The organism is Halorubrum lipolyticum DSM 21995 (assembly GCF_000337375.1).
In the GTDB taxonomy this organism is placed as follows: domain Archaea; phylum Halobacteriota; class Halobacteria; order Halobacteriales; family Haloferacaceae; genus Halorubrum; species Halorubrum lipolyticum.
Window position 1 is genome coordinate 59,732 of the sequence record NZ_AOJG01000006.1, and the last position, 20,048, is coordinate 79,779.

The 20,048-nt window shown below is 70.0% G+C and carries 16 protein-coding genes and 2 pseudogenes; 6 read left to right on the top strand and 12 right to left on the bottom strand.

Translation table 11 applies throughout. The features are described from left to right. Position 1: 1 nt before the first annotated feature. The 9 genes from C469_RS02010 to C469_RS02050 all read right to left on the bottom strand — a co-directional run bounded on the left by C469_RS02010 (position 2) and on the right by C469_RS02050 (position 9,736). Positions 2–805: a molecular chaperone TorD family protein gene (locus C469_RS02010; protein WP_008003384.1), complete on the bottom strand. Its 804-nt coding sequence runs from the start codon at positions 803–805 to the stop codon at positions 2–4. Continuing rightward, positions 802–1,680 (bottom strand): ethylbenzene dehydrogenase-related protein, encoded by an 879-nt coding sequence (locus C469_RS02015; RefSeq protein ID WP_008003385.1) that lies wholly within the window; start codon positions 1,678–1,680, stop codon positions 802–804. The genes C469_RS02010 and C469_RS02015 overlap by 4 nt, the downstream gene beginning before the upstream one ends. Beyond that, on the bottom strand, positions 1,670–2,764 hold the full coding sequence (narH, locus tag C469_RS02020) for a nitrate reductase subunit beta (protein WP_008003387.1): 1,095 nt from the start codon (positions 2,762–2,764) through the stop codon (positions 1,670–1,672). The genes C469_RS02015 and narH overlap by 11 nt, the downstream gene beginning before the upstream one ends. Next, positions 2,764–5,787 carry a nitrate reductase subunit alpha gene (locus tag C469_RS02025; RefSeq protein ID WP_008003395.1) on the bottom strand — a complete coding sequence of 1,008 codons (3,024 nt, stop codon included), beginning with the start codon at positions 5,785–5,787 and terminating at the stop codon, positions 2,764–2,766. Before C469_RS02025 ends, narH begins: the two co-directional genes overlap by 1 nt. Continuing rightward, a complete protein-coding gene (locus C469_RS02030; RefSeq protein ID WP_008003398.1) occupies positions 5,780–5,980 on the bottom strand; it encodes a hypothetical protein in 201 nt (66 codons plus the stop codon). Before C469_RS02030 ends, C469_RS02025 begins: the two co-directional genes overlap by 8 nt. After that, positions 5,973–7,481: a cytochrome b gene (locus tag C469_RS02035; RefSeq protein ID WP_008003399.1), complete on the bottom strand. Its 1,509-nt coding sequence runs from the start codon at positions 7,479–7,481 to the stop codon at positions 5,973–5,975. Before C469_RS02035 ends, C469_RS02030 begins: the two co-directional genes overlap by 8 nt. Further along, complete coding sequence (locus C469_RS02040) at positions 7,481–8,182, bottom strand: QcrA and Rieske domain-containing protein (RefSeq protein WP_008003400.1); 702 nt, start codon at positions 8,180–8,182, stop codon at positions 7,481–7,483. The genes C469_RS02035 and C469_RS02040 overlap by 1 nt, the downstream gene beginning before the upstream one ends. After that, complete coding sequence (locus tag C469_RS02045; RefSeq protein ID WP_008003401.1) at positions 8,182–8,811, bottom strand: hypothetical protein; 630 nt, start codon at positions 8,809–8,811, stop codon at positions 8,182–8,184. The genes C469_RS02040 and C469_RS02045 overlap by 1 nt, the downstream gene beginning before the upstream one ends. Positions 8,812–9,076: 265 nt before the next feature. Further along, positions 9,077–9,736: a helix-turn-helix domain-containing protein gene (locus C469_RS02050; protein WP_008003403.1), complete on the bottom strand. Its 660-nt coding sequence runs from the start codon at positions 9,734–9,736 to the stop codon at positions 9,077–9,079. Between the two features lie 145 nt (positions 9,737–9,881). Between C469_RS02050 and C469_RS02055 the strand changes: the two genes are divergently transcribed. Continuing rightward, entirely contained in the window at positions 9,882–10,118 is a 237-nt protein-coding gene (locus tag C469_RS02055) for a hypothetical protein (RefSeq protein ID WP_008003406.1), read from the top strand. Between the two features lie 50 nt (positions 10,119–10,168). Here C469_RS02055 and C469_RS02060 read toward each other — a convergent pair whose 3' ends face one another. Then, a complete protein-coding gene (locus C469_RS02060; protein WP_008003408.1) occupies positions 10,169–11,353 on the bottom strand; it encodes an MFS transporter in 1,185 nt (394 codons plus the stop codon). Positions 11,354–11,422: 69 nt separating this feature from the next. Continuing rightward, positions 11,423–12,595: a M24 family metallopeptidase gene (locus tag C469_RS02065; protein WP_008003409.1), complete on the bottom strand. Its 1,173-nt coding sequence runs from the start codon at positions 12,593–12,595 to the stop codon at positions 11,423–11,425. A 313-nt stretch (positions 12,596–12,908) separates the two neighbouring features. On the opposite strand from C469_RS02065, the pseudogene C469_RS02070 reads away from it, so the two are divergent. The 3 genes and pseudogenes from C469_RS02070 to C469_RS02080 all read left to right on the top strand — a co-directional run bounded on the left by C469_RS02070 (position 12,909) and on the right by C469_RS02080 (position 16,951). Beyond that, a pseudogene (locus C469_RS02070) lies at positions 12,909–13,956 on the top strand (transcription initiation factor IIB). Between the two features lie 84 nt (positions 13,957–14,040). Next, positions 14,041–14,514, top strand: a complete 474-nt coding sequence (locus tag C469_RS02075) for an NUDIX hydrolase (protein ID WP_008003413.1) — start codon at positions 14,041–14,043, stop codon at positions 14,512–14,514. Positions 14,515–14,654: 140 nt separating this feature from the next. Next, positions 14,655–16,951 (top strand): annotated as a pseudogene (locus tag C469_RS02080) (DUF7527 domain-containing protein). Between the two features lie 250 nt (positions 16,952–17,201). Here the strand turns inward: C469_RS02080 and C469_RS02085 are convergent. Then, positions 17,202–17,507 carry a hypothetical protein gene (locus tag C469_RS02085; RefSeq protein WP_008003416.1) on the bottom strand — a complete coding sequence of 102 codons (306 nt, stop codon included), beginning with the start codon at positions 17,505–17,507 and terminating at the stop codon, positions 17,202–17,204. 271 nt (positions 17,508–17,778) lie between these two features. Here C469_RS02085 and C469_RS02090 point away from each other — a divergent pair, with 271 nt between their 5' ends. Both C469_RS02090 and C469_RS02095 read left to right on the top strand, forming a co-directional pair. Next, positions 17,779–19,134 carry an adenylosuccinate synthase gene (locus C469_RS02090; protein ID WP_008003423.1) on the top strand — a complete coding sequence of 452 codons (1,356 nt, stop codon included), beginning with the start codon at positions 17,779–17,781 and terminating at the stop codon, positions 19,132–19,134. Positions 19,135–19,223: 89 nt separating this feature from the next. Then, on the top strand, positions 19,224–20,039 hold the full coding sequence (locus tag C469_RS02095; RefSeq protein WP_008003430.1) for a hypothetical protein: 816 nt from the start codon (positions 19,224–19,226) through the stop codon (positions 20,037–20,039). The last annotated feature ends 9 nt before the right edge of the window (positions 20,040–20,048 follow it).

Genomic DNA, 20,048 nt, shown 5'->3' on the forward strand with positions numbered 1-20,048 from the left:
GTCACGACGACGCACCTCCGACGCCGGCGTCGAGCCGGTCCGCGAGGTCGTCGACATCCGCGGCGACGAACGCGTCGAGGAAGCGTGCGAGGCGCCCGTAGACGCTCGTTCCGGGTTCTTCGTCCAGAGCCGCTCGAAGCCCCGACGCCAGGACGGAGAAGTGGCGGTCGTGGAAGTCGAGCCGCGCGCGGTCGAGGTTCGCCGGATCGCCGGGGTCAACGCCGCTGTCCGGGGCGGAGTCGGCGGCGGCCAGCCGACAGAGGTACCCCGCGAACTCGAGCTCCAGCCGGACGTGGTCGTGGTGGCGGCGCTCCTCGCCGCCGATCTCGCATCCGAAGTGCTCGTACGCCCGGGCGAGGTCGAGGTTCACGTCGTTCCACGACACCTCCGACCGGTACGTCGACTCGTACAGGGAGGCCGGCGGCCCCTGGTTCTCGACCGTCCCGTCGGTCCCGTCGATCACCTCGGAGTAGCCGACGACGAACAAGTCGTTGTACCGGGCGGCGAGCGTCTCCCGGTCGTCATCGACGGTCAGGTCCGGCGGGTCGACGTCGAGGCCGCTCTCCCCGACGTGCGTCGCCACCGCCTCGTCGAGCGAGCCGTCCGCGAACTCGTCGTAGACGCCCCGACTCGGCTCGGCGAACGCCGCCGCCGCGAGCGCGTAGACGTTCCCGCGGGCGGCGGTCGCCTCGTCGATCGCGTCGCTCGGGAGGCCCGCGTCGGGGCGCGGGTCGTCGCCGGGCCGCGCTCCGTCCCCTCCGGACTGCGTCTCGTCTCGCTCGGGCGTCGATTCCGACACGGTCACTCACCCCTCGTTCGACGGACGCCCTCGACGGTGACGAGCGTGGTGAACACGACGGCGGCACCGGCTATCGCCCACAGAACCGTCTCGTAGGGTGCCCCGCCGTCGTCCGGACCGAGCGAGAGGTAGTACCACTCGCTGGCCGCCTTCTGACCGGAGCGCTCGTCGTTCGAGCCCTCCCAGACCGCGAACGCGGCGTTCACGTCCTCGCCGTCGTCGACGTCGGTCACGTTCGCGCGGTCGGACGCGAGCGACCGGGAGAACACTACGGCCCACCGGTCGCCGGTGTGGGTCGCAGTCGCCTCCACCGCCGACTCAGGGAGCCGCGTCGTGCTGCCGGCGCCCCCGGCGAGCAGCGACTCCGTCCCGTCGGCCCCGTTCCAGTACCAGACGTTCACCCGGTCGTCGGCTGACCCCATCGCGATCGGCGGCTGTTTCTCGGTCGAGACCGGAAGCTGGACCGCGGCGGCGTCGGCGAACGCGCGCAGCGAGTCGGTCGACGTGTTCGCGGTCCCGTCGTCCCACGACAGCCGGAGGTAGAGCCGCTCGTCGGTCCGCGCGGCCGCGACGCCGGCTGAGTCGACGGTGGCGTCGGAGCCGCCCGGAACCGCCGCGCCGGAGCTGCTCAGCGGGACGCTCACGGTCTCGACCGACTCCCACGCGTCCCCGGTCGGCTCCGCGAGGTCGCCGGCGCCCGCCTGCCGCTCGACCGGGATCTCGTAGGCCGCGCGGGCGTCGACGAGCATCGGGAACGCCGCGGTCGCGAGCACGACGGCGAGCGCGATCGCGGCCGCCGCGGCGAGCTCCCGGGACCCGAGTCCGCCGCCGGCCTCCGCGTCGGACCGGTCAGCGTCGCCCCGGCCGGCGTCAGCCGTCATCGTCGAACACCTCCAGCCGGTACTGGTCGTCGTTGTTTACGGTCGAGAGGATCTCCATGAGCTCGCTCTCCTCGCCGCGCTCGGCCTTCTCCCGCTCGCGGGTGATCGTGTTGAGCGCCGACTCGACCGCCGGGCCGAACAGCTCCTCCAGGTAGTTGCGCGGGATGCGGTTCGCGTCCACCGTCTCGCCGCTCTCCGAGGTCTGCGGCGGCGCGTACGGCGGGATGTAGTAGACGTTCGGCTCGGTCCGGTACTCGGGGTGGAGCCGCAGAGCGACCTCGTACTCGTTCACGAGCTTGTGGATCGGGCCCTCCTCGTCGTCGAGGAAGCCGACGTGCCGGAGCTGCGGCGGACAGTCCTCGGCGCAGGAGGGGGGTCGCACCTCGCCCTCGGGCCCCTCCCCCTCGATCCGGGGGTAACAGAAGATGCACTTCTCGCTGGTCTTCGTCTGCGCGTTGTAGAACACCTTCTTGTAGGGACACCCCTCGACGCAGTACCGGTAGCCGCGGCAGCGGTCCTGATCGACGAGGACGATCCCGTCCTCCTCGCGCTTGTAGATCGCGGAGCGTGGGCACGCCTCCACGCAGGAAGGGTGGGTGCAGTGGTTGCAGATCCGGGGGAGGTAGAAGTAGTACGAGTTCGGGTACTCGCCGGCCCCCTCGTCCTCGTCCCAGTTCGGTCCCCAGTCGGCGTTCTCCATTGGGCGGAGCGGCTCGTCGCTCCCCTCGTACATGATCGCCTCGTGATTGAACTCCCACGCGCGACCGTACTCCTCCTTCTCCGGGAGCTCGCCGGGCGTCCGCGATTGGCCGTCCTCGTCCCAGCCGCCGCCGAGCTCCTCCCAGTCGCGGGGGTAGCCGGCGCCGGGCTTCGTCTCGACGTTGTTCCAGTACATGTACTCGCGCCCGCCGGACTCGGTCCAGTTGGTCTTACACGCGATCGTGCAGGTCTGGCAGCCGATACACTTGTTGAGGTCCATCACCATCGCGATCTGGTGATCGACGCCCTCCGCGAGCGGAACGTCGCCGTCCTCGGTCTGGCGGGCGGTTTCGTCGGTCCGGCTGACCGTGTCGTCTGTACTCATCAGTCGTCACCTCCGAGCAGGTCAGAGACGCGACCCAACGCGCCGCGGGAGTCGGTCTCCGCGTCTCCGGCCGCCGGGTCGCCCGGTCCGGTCCCGTCGCCCCGTTCGAGACTAAGCCCGTCGCCCACCGATCTCGCGTCGTCGCCCGAGGCCGCCCCCTCTTCGACTTTCTCGACCTCGATCCGAACGTCGCTGTTCACGCCGGTCGGGCCCCAGTAGTTCGGGAAGAAGTGCAGGTGCTCGCCCGTGTCCTCGGGGTACTGGACGAGCTGCGTCGGCTTCATGTACATCGGCACGAGCGAGTTGAAGTTGTTGCGGTCGGGGTACTGGAACCGCTCCCAGCTGAAGAAGTGCCGGACCGTTCCGGGCTCCCCGCTCGGGTAGATCTTGGCCTGCACCTCGACGGAGTCGAGGTCGTTGTACACCCGAACGGTGTCGCCGTCCTCGATGTCTCGCACCTCCGCGTCCTCGGGGTTGAGATAGACGGTCGGCTCGCCGCGCTGCAGCCGGAGCATCTTGGTGCTGTCGCGCCACGTCGAGTGGATCGACCAGCGGCTGTGCGGCGTGTTGTACCCCAGCGGGTACTCCGACTTCTCCTGTAACACCGGCGCCTCCTTGTGGGTCGGGAGCTGCTCGTCGAGCTCTAAGAACCAGTCGTGGTCGATGTAGTACTGCTGGCGCCCCGTGAACGTCGGCCACGGGTTCTTGTCCTGCACGTAGTCCTTCCACGGCGTGTACGCCTCGCCCTCCTCGATGTCCGACGACCAGTGGTCCCCGGCCTCGAGGAGCCGTCTGGGCTGTTCGTCGACGTCGGCGAAGGTGATCCGCTCGTCGGTCCCCTCGGGGTTCGTCTCCTCGGAGTTCTCGAGGATGAACTCCGCGGCCGCCTCGTCCTCCGCCAGGGCGCCGGCCTCGTCGTCGAGCCAGTCGCGGACGTAGTCGTCGCGGACCGACCGGAGGTCGATCCGCCGGTCGAACTTCCGGTCGTCGACCGGTTCCGTGCCGCGCTCTTCGGCGAGCTCCTGGATCTTCGCGGCGAGCTCGCGGAAGATCTGCCAGTCGGTCTTCGACTCGCCCAGCGGCTCGACCGCCGGCGTGAACGGGTGCACGTACGAGTGCATGTCCGTCTCCGAGAGGTCGTGTTTCTCGTAGTGGCTCGCGGTCGGCAGGACGATGTCGCTGTTGAGCGCGGTCGAGTCCATCCGGAAGTTGATGTCGACGACGAGGTCGAGCTTCGGCCACAGCTCCTCCTCGACGGCGATGTTCCCCTTGGCTTGATTGAAGTAGTTCCCGCGCCAGACGAACATCACCCGCGGGTCCGGGCGGCCGCCGTCGTCGCGCTCGCTCGGGTACAGCGGCATCCACCCCTTATTGATCGACTCCCGGATCTTCGCCGCGGTGTCCGGGTCGGTGTTCTCTAAGATCCCGGCGTGGTAGTACGTCCACAGCGTCGTCGGAACGCCCCGGACGCTCCCGGTCGGGAAGGAGAGCTTCTGCCACCCGTTGTACGTCCAGATCTTCTCCTGGCCGACGTAGTGGTCGAGGCCCGTCCCCTGGCGGCCGAGGTTCCCCGTGAGCGTGACGAGCAGCTGGATCGCGCGGTTGCCCAGGTCGTTGTGGTACCAGTCGTTGACCCCCTTGCCGTGGATGATCTTCGCGCGGTCGACCTCGGCGAACTCGCGGGCGATCGTCTGGTGCGTCTGCTCGCCGACGCCGGTGATCTCGTTGACCCGCTCGGGGGTGTACGCCGACAGCTCGTCGCGGAGGTTCAGCCACACGGAGCGCGTCTCGACCGCGCCGTCGGTCGTGTCGACCGCGCGCTCGACGGCGAGCTCCGGGTCGAAGTCGAGCTCGATGCTCACGGAGTCGTCGTACTGCCCGTCGCGCTCGCCGAGCGATCCGGGGGCCGGCCGGAGGGCCCCGTCGGCGTCCTGCATGACGAACACCTTCTCCGGGCGGTCGGCGTCGACGTCGAGTCCGGACACCTCGCTCGCGCGGAGGAACTTGCCGGTGTCCTCGCGGACGAGCAGCGGCATGTCCGTCTGCTCTTTTAAATGCGCCTCGTCGTACAGCCCCTCGTCGACGATGGTGCGGGCCATCCCGAGCGCGAGCGCGGTGTCGCTGCCGGGCTCCGGACCGAGCCACTCGTCGCAGTGGATCGCCGTCTGGCTGTAGTCGGTGAAGATCCCGACGCGCTTGGCGCCGTCGTACCCCGCTTCGAGGAAGTACTTGGCGTCGGGGATCCGCGTGACGTTGATGTTCGAGCCCCACGCGATGATGTAGTCGGCGTTGTACCAGTCCGCGCTCTCGGCGTTATCGGTCTGGGTCCCCCACGTGATCGGCTGGCCCGGCGGGAGGTCGGAGTACCAGTCGTAGAAGGAGTGGCTGACCCCGCCGAGGAGATTGATAAGCCGGCTCCCCGAGGCGAACGACACCGGGCTCATCGCCGGGATCGGCGTGAAGCCGCTGATCGCGTCGTACTCCTCGTCCTCGACGGCGTCGATGACCTCCTCGGCGATCTCCGTGAGCGCCTCGTCCCAGGAGATCCGCTCCCACTTCCCCTCCCCGCGCTCGCCGGTCCGGCGGAGCGGGTGCGTGACGCGCTGGTCGGCGTTCACGTAGTCGGTGAAACACGCCCCCTTCTGACACCCTCGCGGATTGGGGTCGGGGAGCGACTCGTCGAAGCGGGGGTAGTCGCCGGCCTGTTCCTCGCGCCACACCTGCCCGTTCCGGGTGTACACCTGCCACGAGCAGCTGCCCGTGCAGTTGACGCTGTGCGTCGAGCGGGCCTTGCCGTCCCAGTCCCACTCCTCGCGGTAGAGGTCCTCCCAGTCGCGGTACGGGTAGTCGCCGATCGGGTCGTCGACGACCTCCAGCGTCGTCATCTCGGTGAGGTCCTGCGCGGAGCCCAACCCGGTGGCGCCGACGGCGGCCGCCGCCCCGACCCCCTTCAGGAAGTCGCGGCGCGCGGCGCCCGAGCCGTCGCGTGTCGATTCGTCCGAAGCGTCTGTCGTGTCAGTCATGTTTGTCGATGAGAACGGTCGCGAGGCCGAGCGCGACGCCGAGCGCCGCGAGCGCGACGCCTTCGGTCGTGCCGCCGCCCGCGTCGAGTCCGGCGGCGATCAGCCCCACGCCGACCAGTTTCGTCGCCCGGTCCGCCCAGCGGTACCGGCGCGGCGACAGCTCGGCCAGCCGGAGTCCGCTCGACTCAGTCATCGCCCGATCCCTCCGTCGGCGACCGCGGTCCGTCGTCTCCCGCTATCGGCGGCTCCCCGCCGCTCGCCGAGGGCGGCTCCTCCTCCGACCCGTCCTCGAAGCCGCCGAGGACCGCGTAGGTGAGCGTGCCGGCCGCGGCGGGGACGAGCACGAGCGCCCCGATCAGGTAGGGTCGGAGCGCCGCCGTCGACGTGCCGAATATCCCGGCGACGATCACGTCCATGCCGGCGATGGAGGCGACCATGACGAGCGTGACGCCGACGATACCGACCGCGGTCGGGAACGGCCTGTCGAGGTAGTTCCGCGTGAAGTGCTCCGGCTCCTCGGCGCGGTCGACGAACGGCCACACCGCCACGGCGACGAACACCAGGCTCGGGAGGAGCAGGCCGCCCACGAACTCCGAGCTGACGTGAACGCCGAGCACGTCGAAGCTCAGCCACGACGGAGTGAGCTTCAGGAACCCGTACCCCCACATGAGGAACCAGTCCGGCATGACGAGCGACGGCGTCGACGCCGGGTCGTTCGGGCCGTACTCGGCGATGTTGTGGACGGGGAGCAGGCCGGCGAGCAGCGAGAGCACGGCCATCGTGAGGAAGAACACGACCGCGCTCACCGCGGTCTGATTCGGGAACGCGGGGAGCCCGATCACGACGCTGTCGTCGTCGCGGTCGATCTGGGGCGCGCCGCCGTCGGTCCCCTCGGGGTCCCCGGTCGCCCCCGCGATCCCCCCGTCTGCTCCCGCGGGATTCCCGCTCGCGTTCGCGGCGGCCACGTCCCCGTCGCGCTGCGCCTCGGTGTGTTTCTGCCGGACGAGGATGGCCATGTGGACGGCGATGAGCCCCGCGATCGCGGCCGGGATGAGGAAGACGTGGAGGAAGAACAGCCGCGGAATCGTCGCGCTCGTCGGGAACTGACCGCCGAAGACGACGCTCGCGAGCGGGTCGCCGACGATCGGGACCGAGGCGGCGACGTTGTAGCCGATGCCCACCGCCGTGCTCGCGAACTCGTCGTACGGGAGCGAGTAACCGGTGTACGCCGCGAACATCGCCAGCCCCGCGAGGGCGGTCCCGACGAGCCAGTTCGGCTCGCGCGGGTTGCGGTACGCCCCGGTGAAGAAGACGCGGAGCATGTGCAAGGCGATCGACGCGACGAACAGGTGCGCAGCCCAGTGATGCATGCGCCGCAGGAACATCCCGAACGGCACGTCGTAGGTGAGGTAGAGGACGCTCGTGAACGCCGCCGGCAGCTCCTCGCCCTGGTACTGCGCGACGCTCCCGCCGTACTCCACGGCGGTCGTGCTCGGCTCGTAGAAGAACGCGAGGAACGTCCCGGTCGCGACGAGGATGCCGAAGCAGAACAGCGCGACCTCGCCGAGGAGGAACGAGTCCTCCGCGGGGAACGCCTTCCCGAGGAAGTCGCTCCCGTCGTCGAGGTCGAGCCGGGAGTCGAGCCAGTCGTAGACGGACTCGGCCCGGTCGGTCGCGGCGTCGATCCGGGACATCACTCCCCCCCGGGGCCGATCGGCCCCTGGAAGTCCCCGGTCGCGACGAGGTAGCCGTCGCCCGAGAGCGTGATCGGGAGCTGCGGCAGCGCCCGCGGCGCCGGCCCCCCGACGACCCGTCCGCCCGTCACCGGGTCGAACCGCCCTGAGTGACACGGGCAGACGAGCACGTCGCCGTCGCGGTCGGCGACCATGCAGCCGGCGTGGGTACACACCTTCGAGAACGCGGCGTACCCGCCGACGGTGTACTCGTCGCGCACCTCCTCGCCGTACGCCGACTCCTCGAAGCGCACGAGCAGCGTCGGTGCGTCCTCGATCCCCGGACGCGGCTCCGGGAAGACGGTGAGCTGTTCGCCGGGCGAGATGCGGTCCTCTGCGATTCGCTCGCCCGCGTCGTCGACGAGCGGGATCCCGTCCTCGTACACCGGTCCCTGATACTTGCGGTCGAACACCTGCGTGAGCCCCGCGACGGGTGCGGCGAGGCTCCCGACCGCGGTAATCCCCCCGACCGTCGCGAGGACCTTCGCGTAGTCGCGTCGCTTGAGCTCGGCGCGGGCGTCCTTCCAGAACGGACGATAGATGCTCGGGTCGACGACGAGGCCGTCGTCGTTCTCCGGGCAGGCGTCGCACGGCTCGCGGTCGTCGGGGTGATCCTCGGCTCCGTCTCGGGCCGGTCGCGGGTCGGATGCGTCGTCTCCCATCAGTGGTCCCTCCGTTCGGCGACTTCCACGTGGGGCATGAACCACGCGTAGTACGACACGGTCGACCCCAGCAGCGACATGAACAGCCCGAAGGCGTACACGCCGAAGTACTGGGTCCGCGCCAGCGTGAGGTACTCGGCGGTGAGCAGCGCCGAGAAGACGATGGCGAGGACGGTGAGCCCGCCCATCGCCACGAGCCCCTCGATGGCGTCGCTCGCGTCGTGGTACTCGACGACCCACCGGTCCTCCGTCTCGAACCAGGGGAACGTCGCTCGGTTCGCTCCCTCCGGCGGCGGGGCGTCGACCCCGCCGCCGTCGGTGGCGGCCGCGTCGGGCGCCTCTCCCGGGCCGCCGCCGCTCGGGTCGGGGCGCGCGGCCCGGTTCATGAAGCGGTGGAAAAACGCCACGGCTCCCAGAAGCCCGAGCAGCGCGACCCAGACGATCACGCCGACCTGGCTCGGCGAGAGCTTGTTCGGCGCGTCCACGAATCCCTCAAGCGGTTGCATCTCGCTCACGCTCTGGTCGATCCTGACCTCCTCAGAGGGCGGCTCGCCGTGGAGTCCGACGTACCACGTCGGCAGCAGCACGGCGAGCACGATGAGGAGGACGGCGATCGTTCGTCGGTCCATTGTGTGTCGTGTGTCGTGTCGATGAGCCGGCTCGCTGCGCGCGAACGCGCTCCCGCGGCGCCGGCTCCCCGTCCGCCGCGGCGTTCGTTCGTGCGTTCCCGTTGCTCGTGCGTTCCCGATGCCTTGCGGTCGTTCAGTCGACGGTTTATTACGGTGCACGGGGGCGTGACATACCGTATCGTTGGACCAGAAACGAACAACTAGCTACTCCCGAACTATTCGGGGATTTAAATACCGGTCCGGGGGACCGGGCGGCGACGGCGGCCTACTCGTCGCCGAACAGCTGAGAGAGCACGGTCGCCGTCACGAGCCGAAGGTGTTCCGAGACGGTCGACTTGGCCAGACCGAGGTCGGCGGCGATCTCGTCGGCGGTGGCGCCGTCCGGTTCGAAGTACCCCTTCTCGACCGCGAGCGCGGCCACCGTCGCCTGTCGCTCCGTCACCGCGGAGCGGTCGATCGGGACCACGTCCGGTCGCCCGTCGCCGTCCTCGTCCGCGTCTCGGTCGACGAGGATCCGACGGACCTCCGCCGGGCCGAGCGCGTCGACGATCGCCTGCAGCTCGCCGTACCCGGTCAACACGAAGGTGGCGATCAGCTCGCCGTCGTCGATCCGCGCCTCGCGCGGCAGCACCGGGATACTGGAGAACGCCGGCGGGAACCCGGCGCAGGCGCAGGGGCCGTGAGCGTCGCCTTCCGATCCGGACGCAGTCGCGTTGAGGTCGTACCGGCCGTGCGCCTTCCCCGCGAACTCCAGCAGTTCCAGTTCGCTCGGCGGATCGGCTGGGACCTCGTTCGCGACGAAGTCGACGCGCTCGTCCACGGGGTCCACTCGGACCCTTCGAAGGGCCGTCCGTTCCGAAAGCGCGGCTACCGAGCACCGATCGCAGGCGGCGGTCGCCAGCTCGACCTGGATCGTGTCGGCCACGACGGCGGTGCATACGGCAGCGGATCTGAAAAAACGTGGCGGCCGTCGCGGCGGAGTGTCCGCGCTCTCCACCCGCGTTCCCGTCCCGCACGCGGCGGTCGCCGGCGAGGGAACGCTTAAAAGTATCCGGCCGGAACGGGTGGGTATGCCAACCTTCGAGCTGAACCTGTCCGACGACGTGTACGCGGAGTTCCAGCAGCTCGCCGAACAGGAGTTCGTCTCCGAGGAGCAGGCCGCCGAGGACCTGATCGCCTCCGGCATCGAGGCGTACAACGTGAGCGTCGTCGACGACGACCCCCGCGACGAGATGCTGGACGGCGCCGAGAACAACATGTTCGACACGGCGCAAGACCCCGGGAGCCTCGAAGACGACCGGCTGTAGTCGGGTTCGCCTTTCGAATCGACGCCGCTTTTTCATCGATGACCGCCCCGCTAGTACCCGAGCCGCAGCGCCCGGTTCGCCGCCAGCGCGACCAACGCGACCCCCATCACGCCGGCGAGCAGCCCGAACGCGACCGACCAGCCGGCGGCGTCCGAGACCGCCCCGACGACGACGCTCCCGGACGCGCCGACGACCATGTACGCGGTCCGGACGAGCCCGAACCCCGCGCCGCGCTCCCGGTCAGAGAGGAGGTCCATGAACCGCGACTGCAGGGGCGCCCCCCACGACATCGCGAGCCCGACGAGCCCGACGCCGGCGACGACGGCCGGGCGTCCGAGGCCGAACTCGGCCGCCGCGACGAGCAGCCCGTAGCCGACGACCCCGGCGGCCATCGTCGCCATCACGGTCGCGTCGCGGCCGATCCGGTCCGACACCGACCCCGTCACCGGCTGCGTCGCGCCGTGGACGAGGAAGTACAGCGAGAACAGCAGCGCCGACAGCCCGCCCGACAGCCCCGTTCCGAACTCCAGGAAGCTCGGGAGGAACGAGGCGGTCGCCTGCCACGTGAACGCGCCCATCGTCGCCAGCGCTGTCGTGTAGAGGATCCGGGGCCGGGAGAGCAGCTCCGCGAGCGGTCCGAAGGCGAACCGCTCGCGCATCGCCTGATCGGGCCGGAGCGGCTCGGTGGGGCGAACCCGCCACGCGAACAGCGCGAACACGGGGACCGCGGCGGCGACGCCGAGGGCGACCCCGGCTCGCCAGCCGTGCCGCGAGCCGACGAGCGCGGCCAGCGGCGGAGCGGCGAGCCCCGCGGCCGGGGCGCCGGCGACGTGGACGCCGATGGCGCGGCCGATGTCGTCGAACTGCCGCGCGAGGAAGGTGGTCGCCACCGAGTAGTGGAGGCCGGCGCCGGCGCCGAGCACGACGGTGAAGACGACGAACGCGACGATCGACGGGGAGACGGCGATGAGCAGGGAGGCGACCGCGGTGGCGCCGACGGCGGTCAGGATGACGGCCCGCTCGCCGTACCGGTCGCCGAGCACGCCGGAGGGGAACTGCGCGAGCGCGTACGCGAGCCACATCCCCGACAGCCCGAGTCCGACGGTCGCGTTCGTGACGCCGAACTCGACGCGGATCTGCGGGATCAGCGGGCTGATCACCAGCCGCGCGACCATCGTCGCGGTGAACGCGAGCGTGCAGAGCGCGAGCGCCGTGTGTTTGTACCGCCAGTTCACGGTCGCCGTTCACGACCGGGGTCAAAGCGGGTTCCGGTCGCGGCGGTCGGCGCCGGGTGCGGTGCGCTGTCAGAGCGCGAACTCGATCGGGTACTCGGTGAAGTTCTCGTGGCCGTCCTCGGTGACGACGACGATGTCTTCGATCCGGACGCCGCCGACGTCGGGGTCGTAGAGGCCGGGCTCGACGGTGATCACGTGGCCGGGCTCCAGCTCCTCCCCGCCGCTCGCGAGCCGGGGCGACTCGTGGACGTCGAGGCCGACCCCGTGGCCGGTGGAGTGGATGAACCCCGTCTCCGTCTCGGGGTCGGTCCGGAACGTCGGCTCGCCGGCGTCCTCGTACACCTCGCAGGCCGCCGCGTGGACGTCCCCGCCGGTCGCACCGGGCTCGACGGCGTCGAGCGCGGCGTCGAGCGCGCGCTCGGTGAGGTCGTACCACTCGCGGAGCGTCGCCGGCGGCTCGCCGACGCAGAACGTCCGCGTCATGTCGGCGTTGTACTTCGTCGCCTTCGACCGCGGGAAGATGTCGACGATGATCGCCTCGTTCGCCCGGAGCGGCCCCGATCCGCGGTCGTGGGGGTCCGCGGCCTGCGCGCCGCCGGCGACGATCGTCTGGTCGAGCGCGCAGCCGCGGCGCAGCAGCGTCACCTCGATCTCCTCGGTCACCCGCTCGCTGGTGAGCGGCTCGCCGTCGTGGAGGAGGACGCCCGTCTCCGCGTCGTCACCGTCTCCGGCCACGTCGGCGCCGGCGATCAGCTCCTCGGCCGCTCGCATCGCGGCCTCGTTGGCGCGCTGGGCCTCGCGGATCGCGTCGACCTCCTCGTCGGTCTTGACCGCACGGACCTCGCGGATCCGGTCGTCGGTGTCGACGGCGACCTCGATCCCGCGCTCGCGGAGGGCGTCCGCGGTGCCGACCGGGCCGCGCGGCGGCATCGAGACGGACTCGACGCCCTTGTTGCGAACGAACCGGGCGTACATGTCGTTGCGGGCCTCTCGCCCGCCGTACTCGTAGTCGTAGTCGGCGTGGCGCTCGACCGTGTCGGCGGCCGCCTCCTTGCGTGCGCGGCCGTACTCCAGCCCGCCGACGAGGACGTGGACCTCGCCGTCGGCGTACAGCGTGAGGAAGGGGTCGGGGCCGGTGAACCCGGAGAGGTACAGCTGGTTGGCGTCGTCCTGCGAGGCGTCGATCAGGTAGCCGTCCGTCTCGAGGTCGGCGAGCCGGTCGTCGAGGCGTTCGCGGTGCATACGACACCTGCGCGGGCGACCCCCAAATCCGTTGTCCTCGCGGAACGCCGGCCGGCGTTCGAGACGGCGCTCCGTCCGCGAAATAGCTATATAGGTGGGTGCCGCCGATCGGCGATCGGTGTCGATCGGTATTAAGGTCGGCCAAAAAACCGGCAATATTCGTCGAATAACGCCTCGTGAACTCCTCTTCCGGAGCTTCTCCGATCCGAAAACGACCCGATCATTTAAATATTTCCGACGCTTACGTGACGGTGAGGACAACCAACCGAGACGCGTCTCTCGGTCCACCCGTTCCCTCCACTTGAACTAACCAATGAGCGAAAACGTTCGAACGTACACGGCGGAGCACGTCGACGAGACCGAACCCGAGACCGAGTCGGCCGACGAGGAGCTGCACTGCCCGGAGTGCGGCGGCCAGCTCGCGACCGACACGGAGCACGGCGAGACCGTCTGCGTCGACTGCGGGCTCGTCGTCGAGGAGGACGAGATCGACCGCGGGCCGGAGTGGCGCGCGTTCGACTCGAAGGAGAAGGACAACAAGTCGCGCGTCGGCGCCCCGACGACGAACATGATGCACGACAAGGGGCTCTCGACGAACATCGGCTGGCAGGACAAGGACGCCTACGGGAAGTCGCTGTCCAGCCNTGCACGACAAGGGGCTCTCGACGAACATCGGCTGGCAGGACAAGGACGCCTACGGGAAGTCGCTGTCCAGCCGCCAGCGCGAGAAGATGCAGCGGCTGCGCACCTGGAACGAGCGGTTCCGCACCCGCGACTCGAAGGAGCGCAACCTGAAGCAGGCGCTCGGCGAGGTCGACCGGATGGCCTCGGCGCTCGGCCTCCCGGACAACGTCCGCGAGACCGCCTCCGTCATCTACCGCCGCGCGCTCGACGAGGACCTGCTGCCCGGCCGTTCCATCGAGGGCGTCTCGACGGCGTCGCTGTACGCCGCCGCTCGGCAGGCGGGGACCCCGCGCAGCCTCGACGAGATCGCGGCCGTCTCCCGGGTCGAGAAGGACGAGATCGCCCGGACGTACCGCTACGTCGTCCGCGAGCTCAAGCTGGAGATCCAGCCCGCCGACCCCGAGAGCTACGTCCCCCGGTTCGCCTCCGACCTGGGCCTCTCCGACGAGGCCGAGCGCCGCGCCCGGTCGCTGCTCGACACCGCGAAGTCGCAGGGGATCCACTCCGGCAAGTCGCCGGTCGGGCTCGCGGCCGCCGCCGTCTACGCCGCCTCGCTGCTCGTCAACGAGAAGGTGACACAGAGCGAGGTCAGCGACGTCGCGAACATCAGCGAGGTCACCATCCGGAACCGGTACCACGAGCTGTTAGAGGCCGAGGACGGCGTCGCGCTGAACTGACGCCGCTCCCCGATTCCGATTCGGTCGCCGTCGACGCCCGCCGTTTTTCCGAACGCCCAAGCCCGCGCAGGCCGAGCCACGGGTATGGAGACCACTCGTCACTTCACGGCGACGACGTACGTCGTCAACGACGGCGCGACCGCGCTCCACGCCCACGAGCGGCTCGGGATCCGGCTCCCGCCGGGCGGGCACGTCGACCGCGACGAGCTGCCCCACGAGGCCGCGCTCCGGGAGGTTCGCGAGGAGACGGGGCTGGAGGCGGAGCTCGTCGCGACCGAGTCGCCGATCGAGGGGCCGAACACGCGCGGGCTCCCGGAGCCGGCCCACCTCATGCTCCACGACATCAACGTCCACGAGGACGGGTCCGTGGGTCACCAGCACGTCGATCACCTCTACTACGCGCGGGTCGACTCCCGCGAGATCGCGCCGAACGGCGACGACGAGGTCGACCCCGACGACTGGCGCTGGTACACGCCGACGGAGCTGACCGCGAGCGACCTCCAGCCGGACGTGATCGAGCTCGGCTGCGAGGCGATCGACGCCGTCGACGGGGCGTAGCCGCGACCGGAGCGGGTGGCATCCCCGCGATCGGTGGACGGCGAAGCCGCGACCGTGGCCGGAGCGCCCGCTCGCCGGCGTCAGACGACCGTCTCACGCTCCGGAAGGTATTTGGGTCGTTGCAGGCGACGTAAACGCAAATGGACGCAGAGCGAAGAGCGGAGATAACCGGGTGGGACGCCCGGGAGTTCTCGGGCGGCTTCGAGGGGCTCGGGCGTCTCGTCGACCGGGGGTTCTCCGGCGCGGTGACGAACGGCACGGGGTGGCTGTTCGTGTTCGAGGGCCGCGTCGTCGGTACCGCGGACGCCGACCTCGACGCGTTCGCGGACGCCTCCGGGACGGTTTATAAATCACCGGCGGAGGTCCTCCCGGTCTTATTCGCCATGCAGGAGGAGGGCGGGGAGCCGCGGGCGCAGTACTACACGAACGACACGCCGCTCTCGGAGGCCGACCGGAAGCTCTCGCAGGGCGGATTCACCGGCTACGTCGAGCTGTCGGAGAACGTGCTCTCGGGCGACTACTACGTCACCTACACCGCGGGCGAGTCGATGGCGGCGGCGTACGTCGGCAACTCCCGCCGGCTCGAAACCGGTGACGACGCCTTCGAACTGGCCGACGACGAGGTCGGGATCTACACCGTCTACGAGGTCGATCTGGACGTGCGGGAGATCCCCGATCCCGGCGCGACCGGCGGCGTGACTGCCGCGGGTGACGAGGCCGCCTCCGAAGGCGACTCGATCGAGATCGAAGACGGGGCCGACGACGGCGAACCCGCCGAGATCGCCGAAGACGAGACGGGTGACGCCGGCCCCATCGATATCTCCGAACCCGCCGAACCAGACGAGAGCGGCGAGAGCGGCGGGAGCGACGGGGCCGAGACCGTCGAAGACGAACCCGTCCGCGAGGCAACTCGCGCCGACGCGCCTCGCGACGACGAGAGCCCGGTCGACGGGAGCGAGACGACCGAGACCGCGGGCGAGTCGACCGACGAGGCGACGCCCTCGCCGCGGGAGCGAACCGGCGGAGCGAACGGGACCGAGACGCCGACGGACGCGGCCGAGCGGACGGACGTGGCCGAGCGGGCGGACGCGGGGAGCCCGGACGCGGGCGCAGAGGCGGACGCCTCGGCGGAACGGGCCGCTCCCGCTGTGACGACCGACGCTCCCGACGCCTCGGAATCCGACGGCGAGGGCCCGGACGACGACGTGTTCTCCGAGGAGGAGCAGTGGCGCGAGCAGAAGTCCATCCCCGCGCTCGACCCGTCGGAGGCGAGCGATCCCCCGGGCGGTCGCGGTGAGGCCGAGACGGACGCGGGCGGACGGTCCCCGCGCGAGGCGAGCGACCGACAGCGCTCCGGGAGCGCCGGCCGGAGCGGCGACGCCGGCTCGACCGCGGCCGACGGCGCCGACCGGTCCCCCGAGCCTCGCTCTACCGACCGGGACCGGTCGAGCCGGGCGAACCGGTCGGCGGTCTCGCAGCGCGCTTCGGGGTCGGGCGCGGTCGACCGCGGGTCGACCGACGAGCGGCGCGAACAGCTCCGAGCCGAACTGGAGGCCGCCGAGGAGAAGCGAGCGACGCTGGCGGCGGAACGGGACGAGCTCGCGGCCGACCGCGACGACATCGCCGCGGAGCGCGACGAGCTCGCGAGCGAGGTCGACCGGCTGGAGTCGGAGCTGTCGACGCTCCGCGAGGAGCGCGACCGGCTGGAGTCGGAGCTGTCGGCCGCCCGCGACCGGCTCCCGGAGAGCGACCGAACGATATCGGCGGCGGAGGNGATGTGTATAAGAGACAGGCCCACGACGGAGCGGTCGACCGCGAGGCGCTCCGCGAGAATCTCCGGATCGAGCACCACACCAGCTTCGAGACGGACGGGCTCGCGGTCGACGGGCAGCCGTTCGAGGCGTTCTTGGAGGGCACCATCGAGTACGGGTTCACCCGGTGGCTCGTCGAGGACCTCCCGTTCGAGGTGAGCGGCACCGGCAACCAGAGCGTGCTCCGCGACCTCTACGACGCCATCCCGGAGATCGACCGCGCGGAGATCGGCGGCTCCGTGTCGATCGCGCTCCGGGAAAACGGCGAGGAGACCCGCGAGCAGCGCTCGTTCGACCTCGTGTTGCGCGACCGGATGGGAAATCCGCTGTTCGTCGCCGACCTCAACGACAGCCGAGACCCGACCGCCGAGGGCGCGCTGGAGTCGCTCGTGGGCAACGGGCGCGACATCGCCGAGTCGAACGAGTCGTTCGCGGCGGCGTTCGCGGTGACGGAGAGCTTCTTCGAGCCGGGCGCGTTAGAGACCGCGAGCGACGCGGTCGGCGGCGGCCTCTTCAGCCGGTCGAAGCGCGCGAGCTTCGTGAAGCTCTCGCGCAAGCGCGGCTACCACCTCTGTCTGGTCGAGGCCCGCGACGGCGGCTTCCACATGACGGTCCCGGACCTGTAGCCGTCGAGACTGAACCCGTCGCCGTCGAGCCGTCGGGGGAGTCCGAAACCGGAGCGCAACGAGTCAGAGCGGTCAGCTCGGGAGAGCGAAACAGTCGGGAACCGAACGGTAAACTCGCTCCGGACGCGGTTTAATAGCTATTTAAACGCAATTCAAACGCTACTTAAATGCGATTCGAACGCAGCGGTCACGCGACGTAAACACGACCCGAACGCGACCCGTCCGTCGTCTCACGCGAAGTCGAAGCGGTTCAGTTCTCGAGTTCCGCGGCGTCGTCGATCCGCATCGAGCCGAGCTTGTTGACCGTCTCGTCGAGCTTCTCGTCGAGCTCGTCGACGAACTCGTGGGTGCGCTCGGTCGTGATCGCGCCCTGGCTGGACGGCTCGATGAGGTTCTCCTCCTCGAGCACGCGCAGCGAGTAGCGGACCTTGTGATGGGGGTAGCCCGTCTCGTTCGACATCTTCACGATGCCGATCGGCTCGTTTTCGATGACCATCCGCAGGACCTGGAGGTGACGTTCCAGCATATCTACCTCCTTCTCTAGTCGATCTATCATGGCACATGTTAACTCGTCATGCCCCCGTTTAAAAGTTGCTGTCGGCGGACGACCCGAAATCGCTCGACCCGACGCTTTGACGTGGGGGTAGTTAACGCATTCGATCGCGGCGGCGGCGAGCCGGTCGCATCGCTTCGTCGCCGATCGCTGGTGTGTCACCACGAACGGCGATAGCGGCGCGCATACTCTGCGGATCTAATGCACGTTCGTGGTGTGATTCCGGCGCTGGACCGTAATCGGTTTTACCTCCCGCCCGGAACCACCGGGTCGTATGACACTCACCATCGTCGGCTCCCAGCTGGGAGACGAGGGCAAGGGCGCGCTCGTCGACCGGTGGGGAGGGGACGCGGACGTCGTAGTCCGTTATCAGGGCGGCGACAACGCCGGCCATACCGTCGTCGAGGGCGGCGTCGAGTACAAGCTGTCGCTCGTGCCGAGCGGCGCGGTCCGGGGGACGACCGGTATCCTCGGCAACGGCTGCGTCGTCAACCCGAAGACGCTGTTCACCGAGATCGACGACCTGCGCGAGCGCGGGCTCGACCCCGACGTGCGAGTCGCCCGCCGGGCGCACGTCATCATGCCGTACCACCGCGTGCTGGACGGGATCGAAGAGGAGGTCAAGGCGGACGACGACGCCGGCGACGAGGTCGGCACGACCGGCCGCGGCATCGGTCCGACGTACGAGGACAAGGCCGGGCGTCGCGGGATCCGGATCGCGGACCTGCTCGCCCCCGACGTGCTCCGCGAGAAGCTCGAGTACGCCGTCCCGCAGAAGCGCGCGCTCGTCGAGGACGTGTACGGGCTCGAAATCGAGGGAGGTGACGACCGCGCCGAGGCGTTCGACGTCGACGCGCTCCACGAGGAGTTTGCCGCGATAGGCGAGCGCCTCGCCGACGAGGGGATGACCGTCAACTGCTCCGACTACCTCCACCGCCGCCGCGAGGCGGGCGACGAGATCCTCTTCGAGGGCGCGCAGGGTACCCACATCGACATCGACCACGGGAACTACCCGTTCGTCACCTCCTCGAACCCGACCGCCGGCGCCGCGTCGGTCGGCTCCGGGCTCGGCGTCACCGCGGTCGGGGACGGCGAGGTCGTCGGCATCGTGAAGGCGTACCTCTCCCGGGTCGGCGAGGGGCCGCTCCCGACCGAGCTCGACGGCGACGCCGACGAGGAGGCGCTCGCCGACGACATCCGCGAGAAGGGCGGCGAGTTCGGCACCGTCACCGGCCGCCCCCGAAGAATCGGCTGGCTCGACCTCCCCATGCTCCGGCACGCCGCGCGCGTCTCCGGCTTCACTGGCGTCGCGGTCAACCACGTCGACGTGCTCGCCGGGCTCGACGAGCTGAAGGTCTGTACGGGCTACGAGCTCGATGGCGAAGAAATCGACACCGTCCCCACCACGACCGAGCGCTGGGAGCGCTGCGAGCCGGTGTTCGCGGAGCTCGACACCTGGGCGGAGTTCGACTCGGCCGCGGTCGCCGAGGCGGGCTACGACGCGCTCCCGGAGGCGGCCCGCGAGTACCTGGAGTTCGTCGCCGACGAGATCGACACGCCGATCTACGCGGTCGGCGTCGGCCCCGACCGCGAGGAGACGGTCGAGCTGACGAACCCGTTCGACGAGTAACGTCGCCGCCGGTGACCAACTCCGGCACAGCGTGCTGACGGGTATCGCGGACGGCCGACGCTTTTCAGGGTCGAACGCGAACCGCCGACATGGCCCGGCCCTCCAACGGTCCGTCAGACGGCGCGCAGTCCGCTCCGGAACCGATCGTCGTACGCACGTTCTCACACCTCTCGCGACTGCTCCCGCTCGCGCTCGTGCCGCTCGTCACGACGCTTTTGAACGCGAGCGACCTGCTGGCGGCGTCGCGGACGGACGGGATCTCGGTCCGGGCGTCGTTCCCGGTCTACCGGTACGACCTCTGGAGCTTCGTGGAGTCGCCGACCGGGGACGGGCTCTCGGTCGGCCTCCCGTTCGGCACCGTGGAGTCGGTCGTGCTCTTCGTCCCGCTGCTCGGCGCCTACGTCGTCGTCTCGGGCGCGCTGAGCGCGGGCTACTTCGGCGCAATCGCCGAGGGGATCACGACCGGACAGTTTGACTTCGTCGCGGGCGTCCGGCGGTTCGGCGTCCGGATGATACTCCTCGAGGCGATCGTCGTGGTCGCGGTGGCGGCCCTCTTCCTGCCGTTGCTCGTCGTTCCGCCGCTGTTCGTCGCCGCGGTCCTCGCGGCGCTCGTGCTCGCTTACCTGTACTTCCCGACGGTGTACGTCCTCACCCTGGAGGACCGAGGGATCGAGTCCGCAGTCCGCCGGGCGCGGGACCTCGTCTCGCGCCACCAGCCGCTCGGGTTCTTCCTCTTCGTCGCGATCGTCACTGCAGTCTGCTCCGTTCCACTGGGCCTCCTGACGCGTGCTGGAACGCCCGGCGCCCTGCTCGCGGCGGTCGTCGCCGCGCCGCTGGGGCTCGCGTTCAACGTCGCGACCGCGCTGAAGGTCGCGCAGATGGCTGACGTGGAGACGGTCGAGTGACCGGCCGGG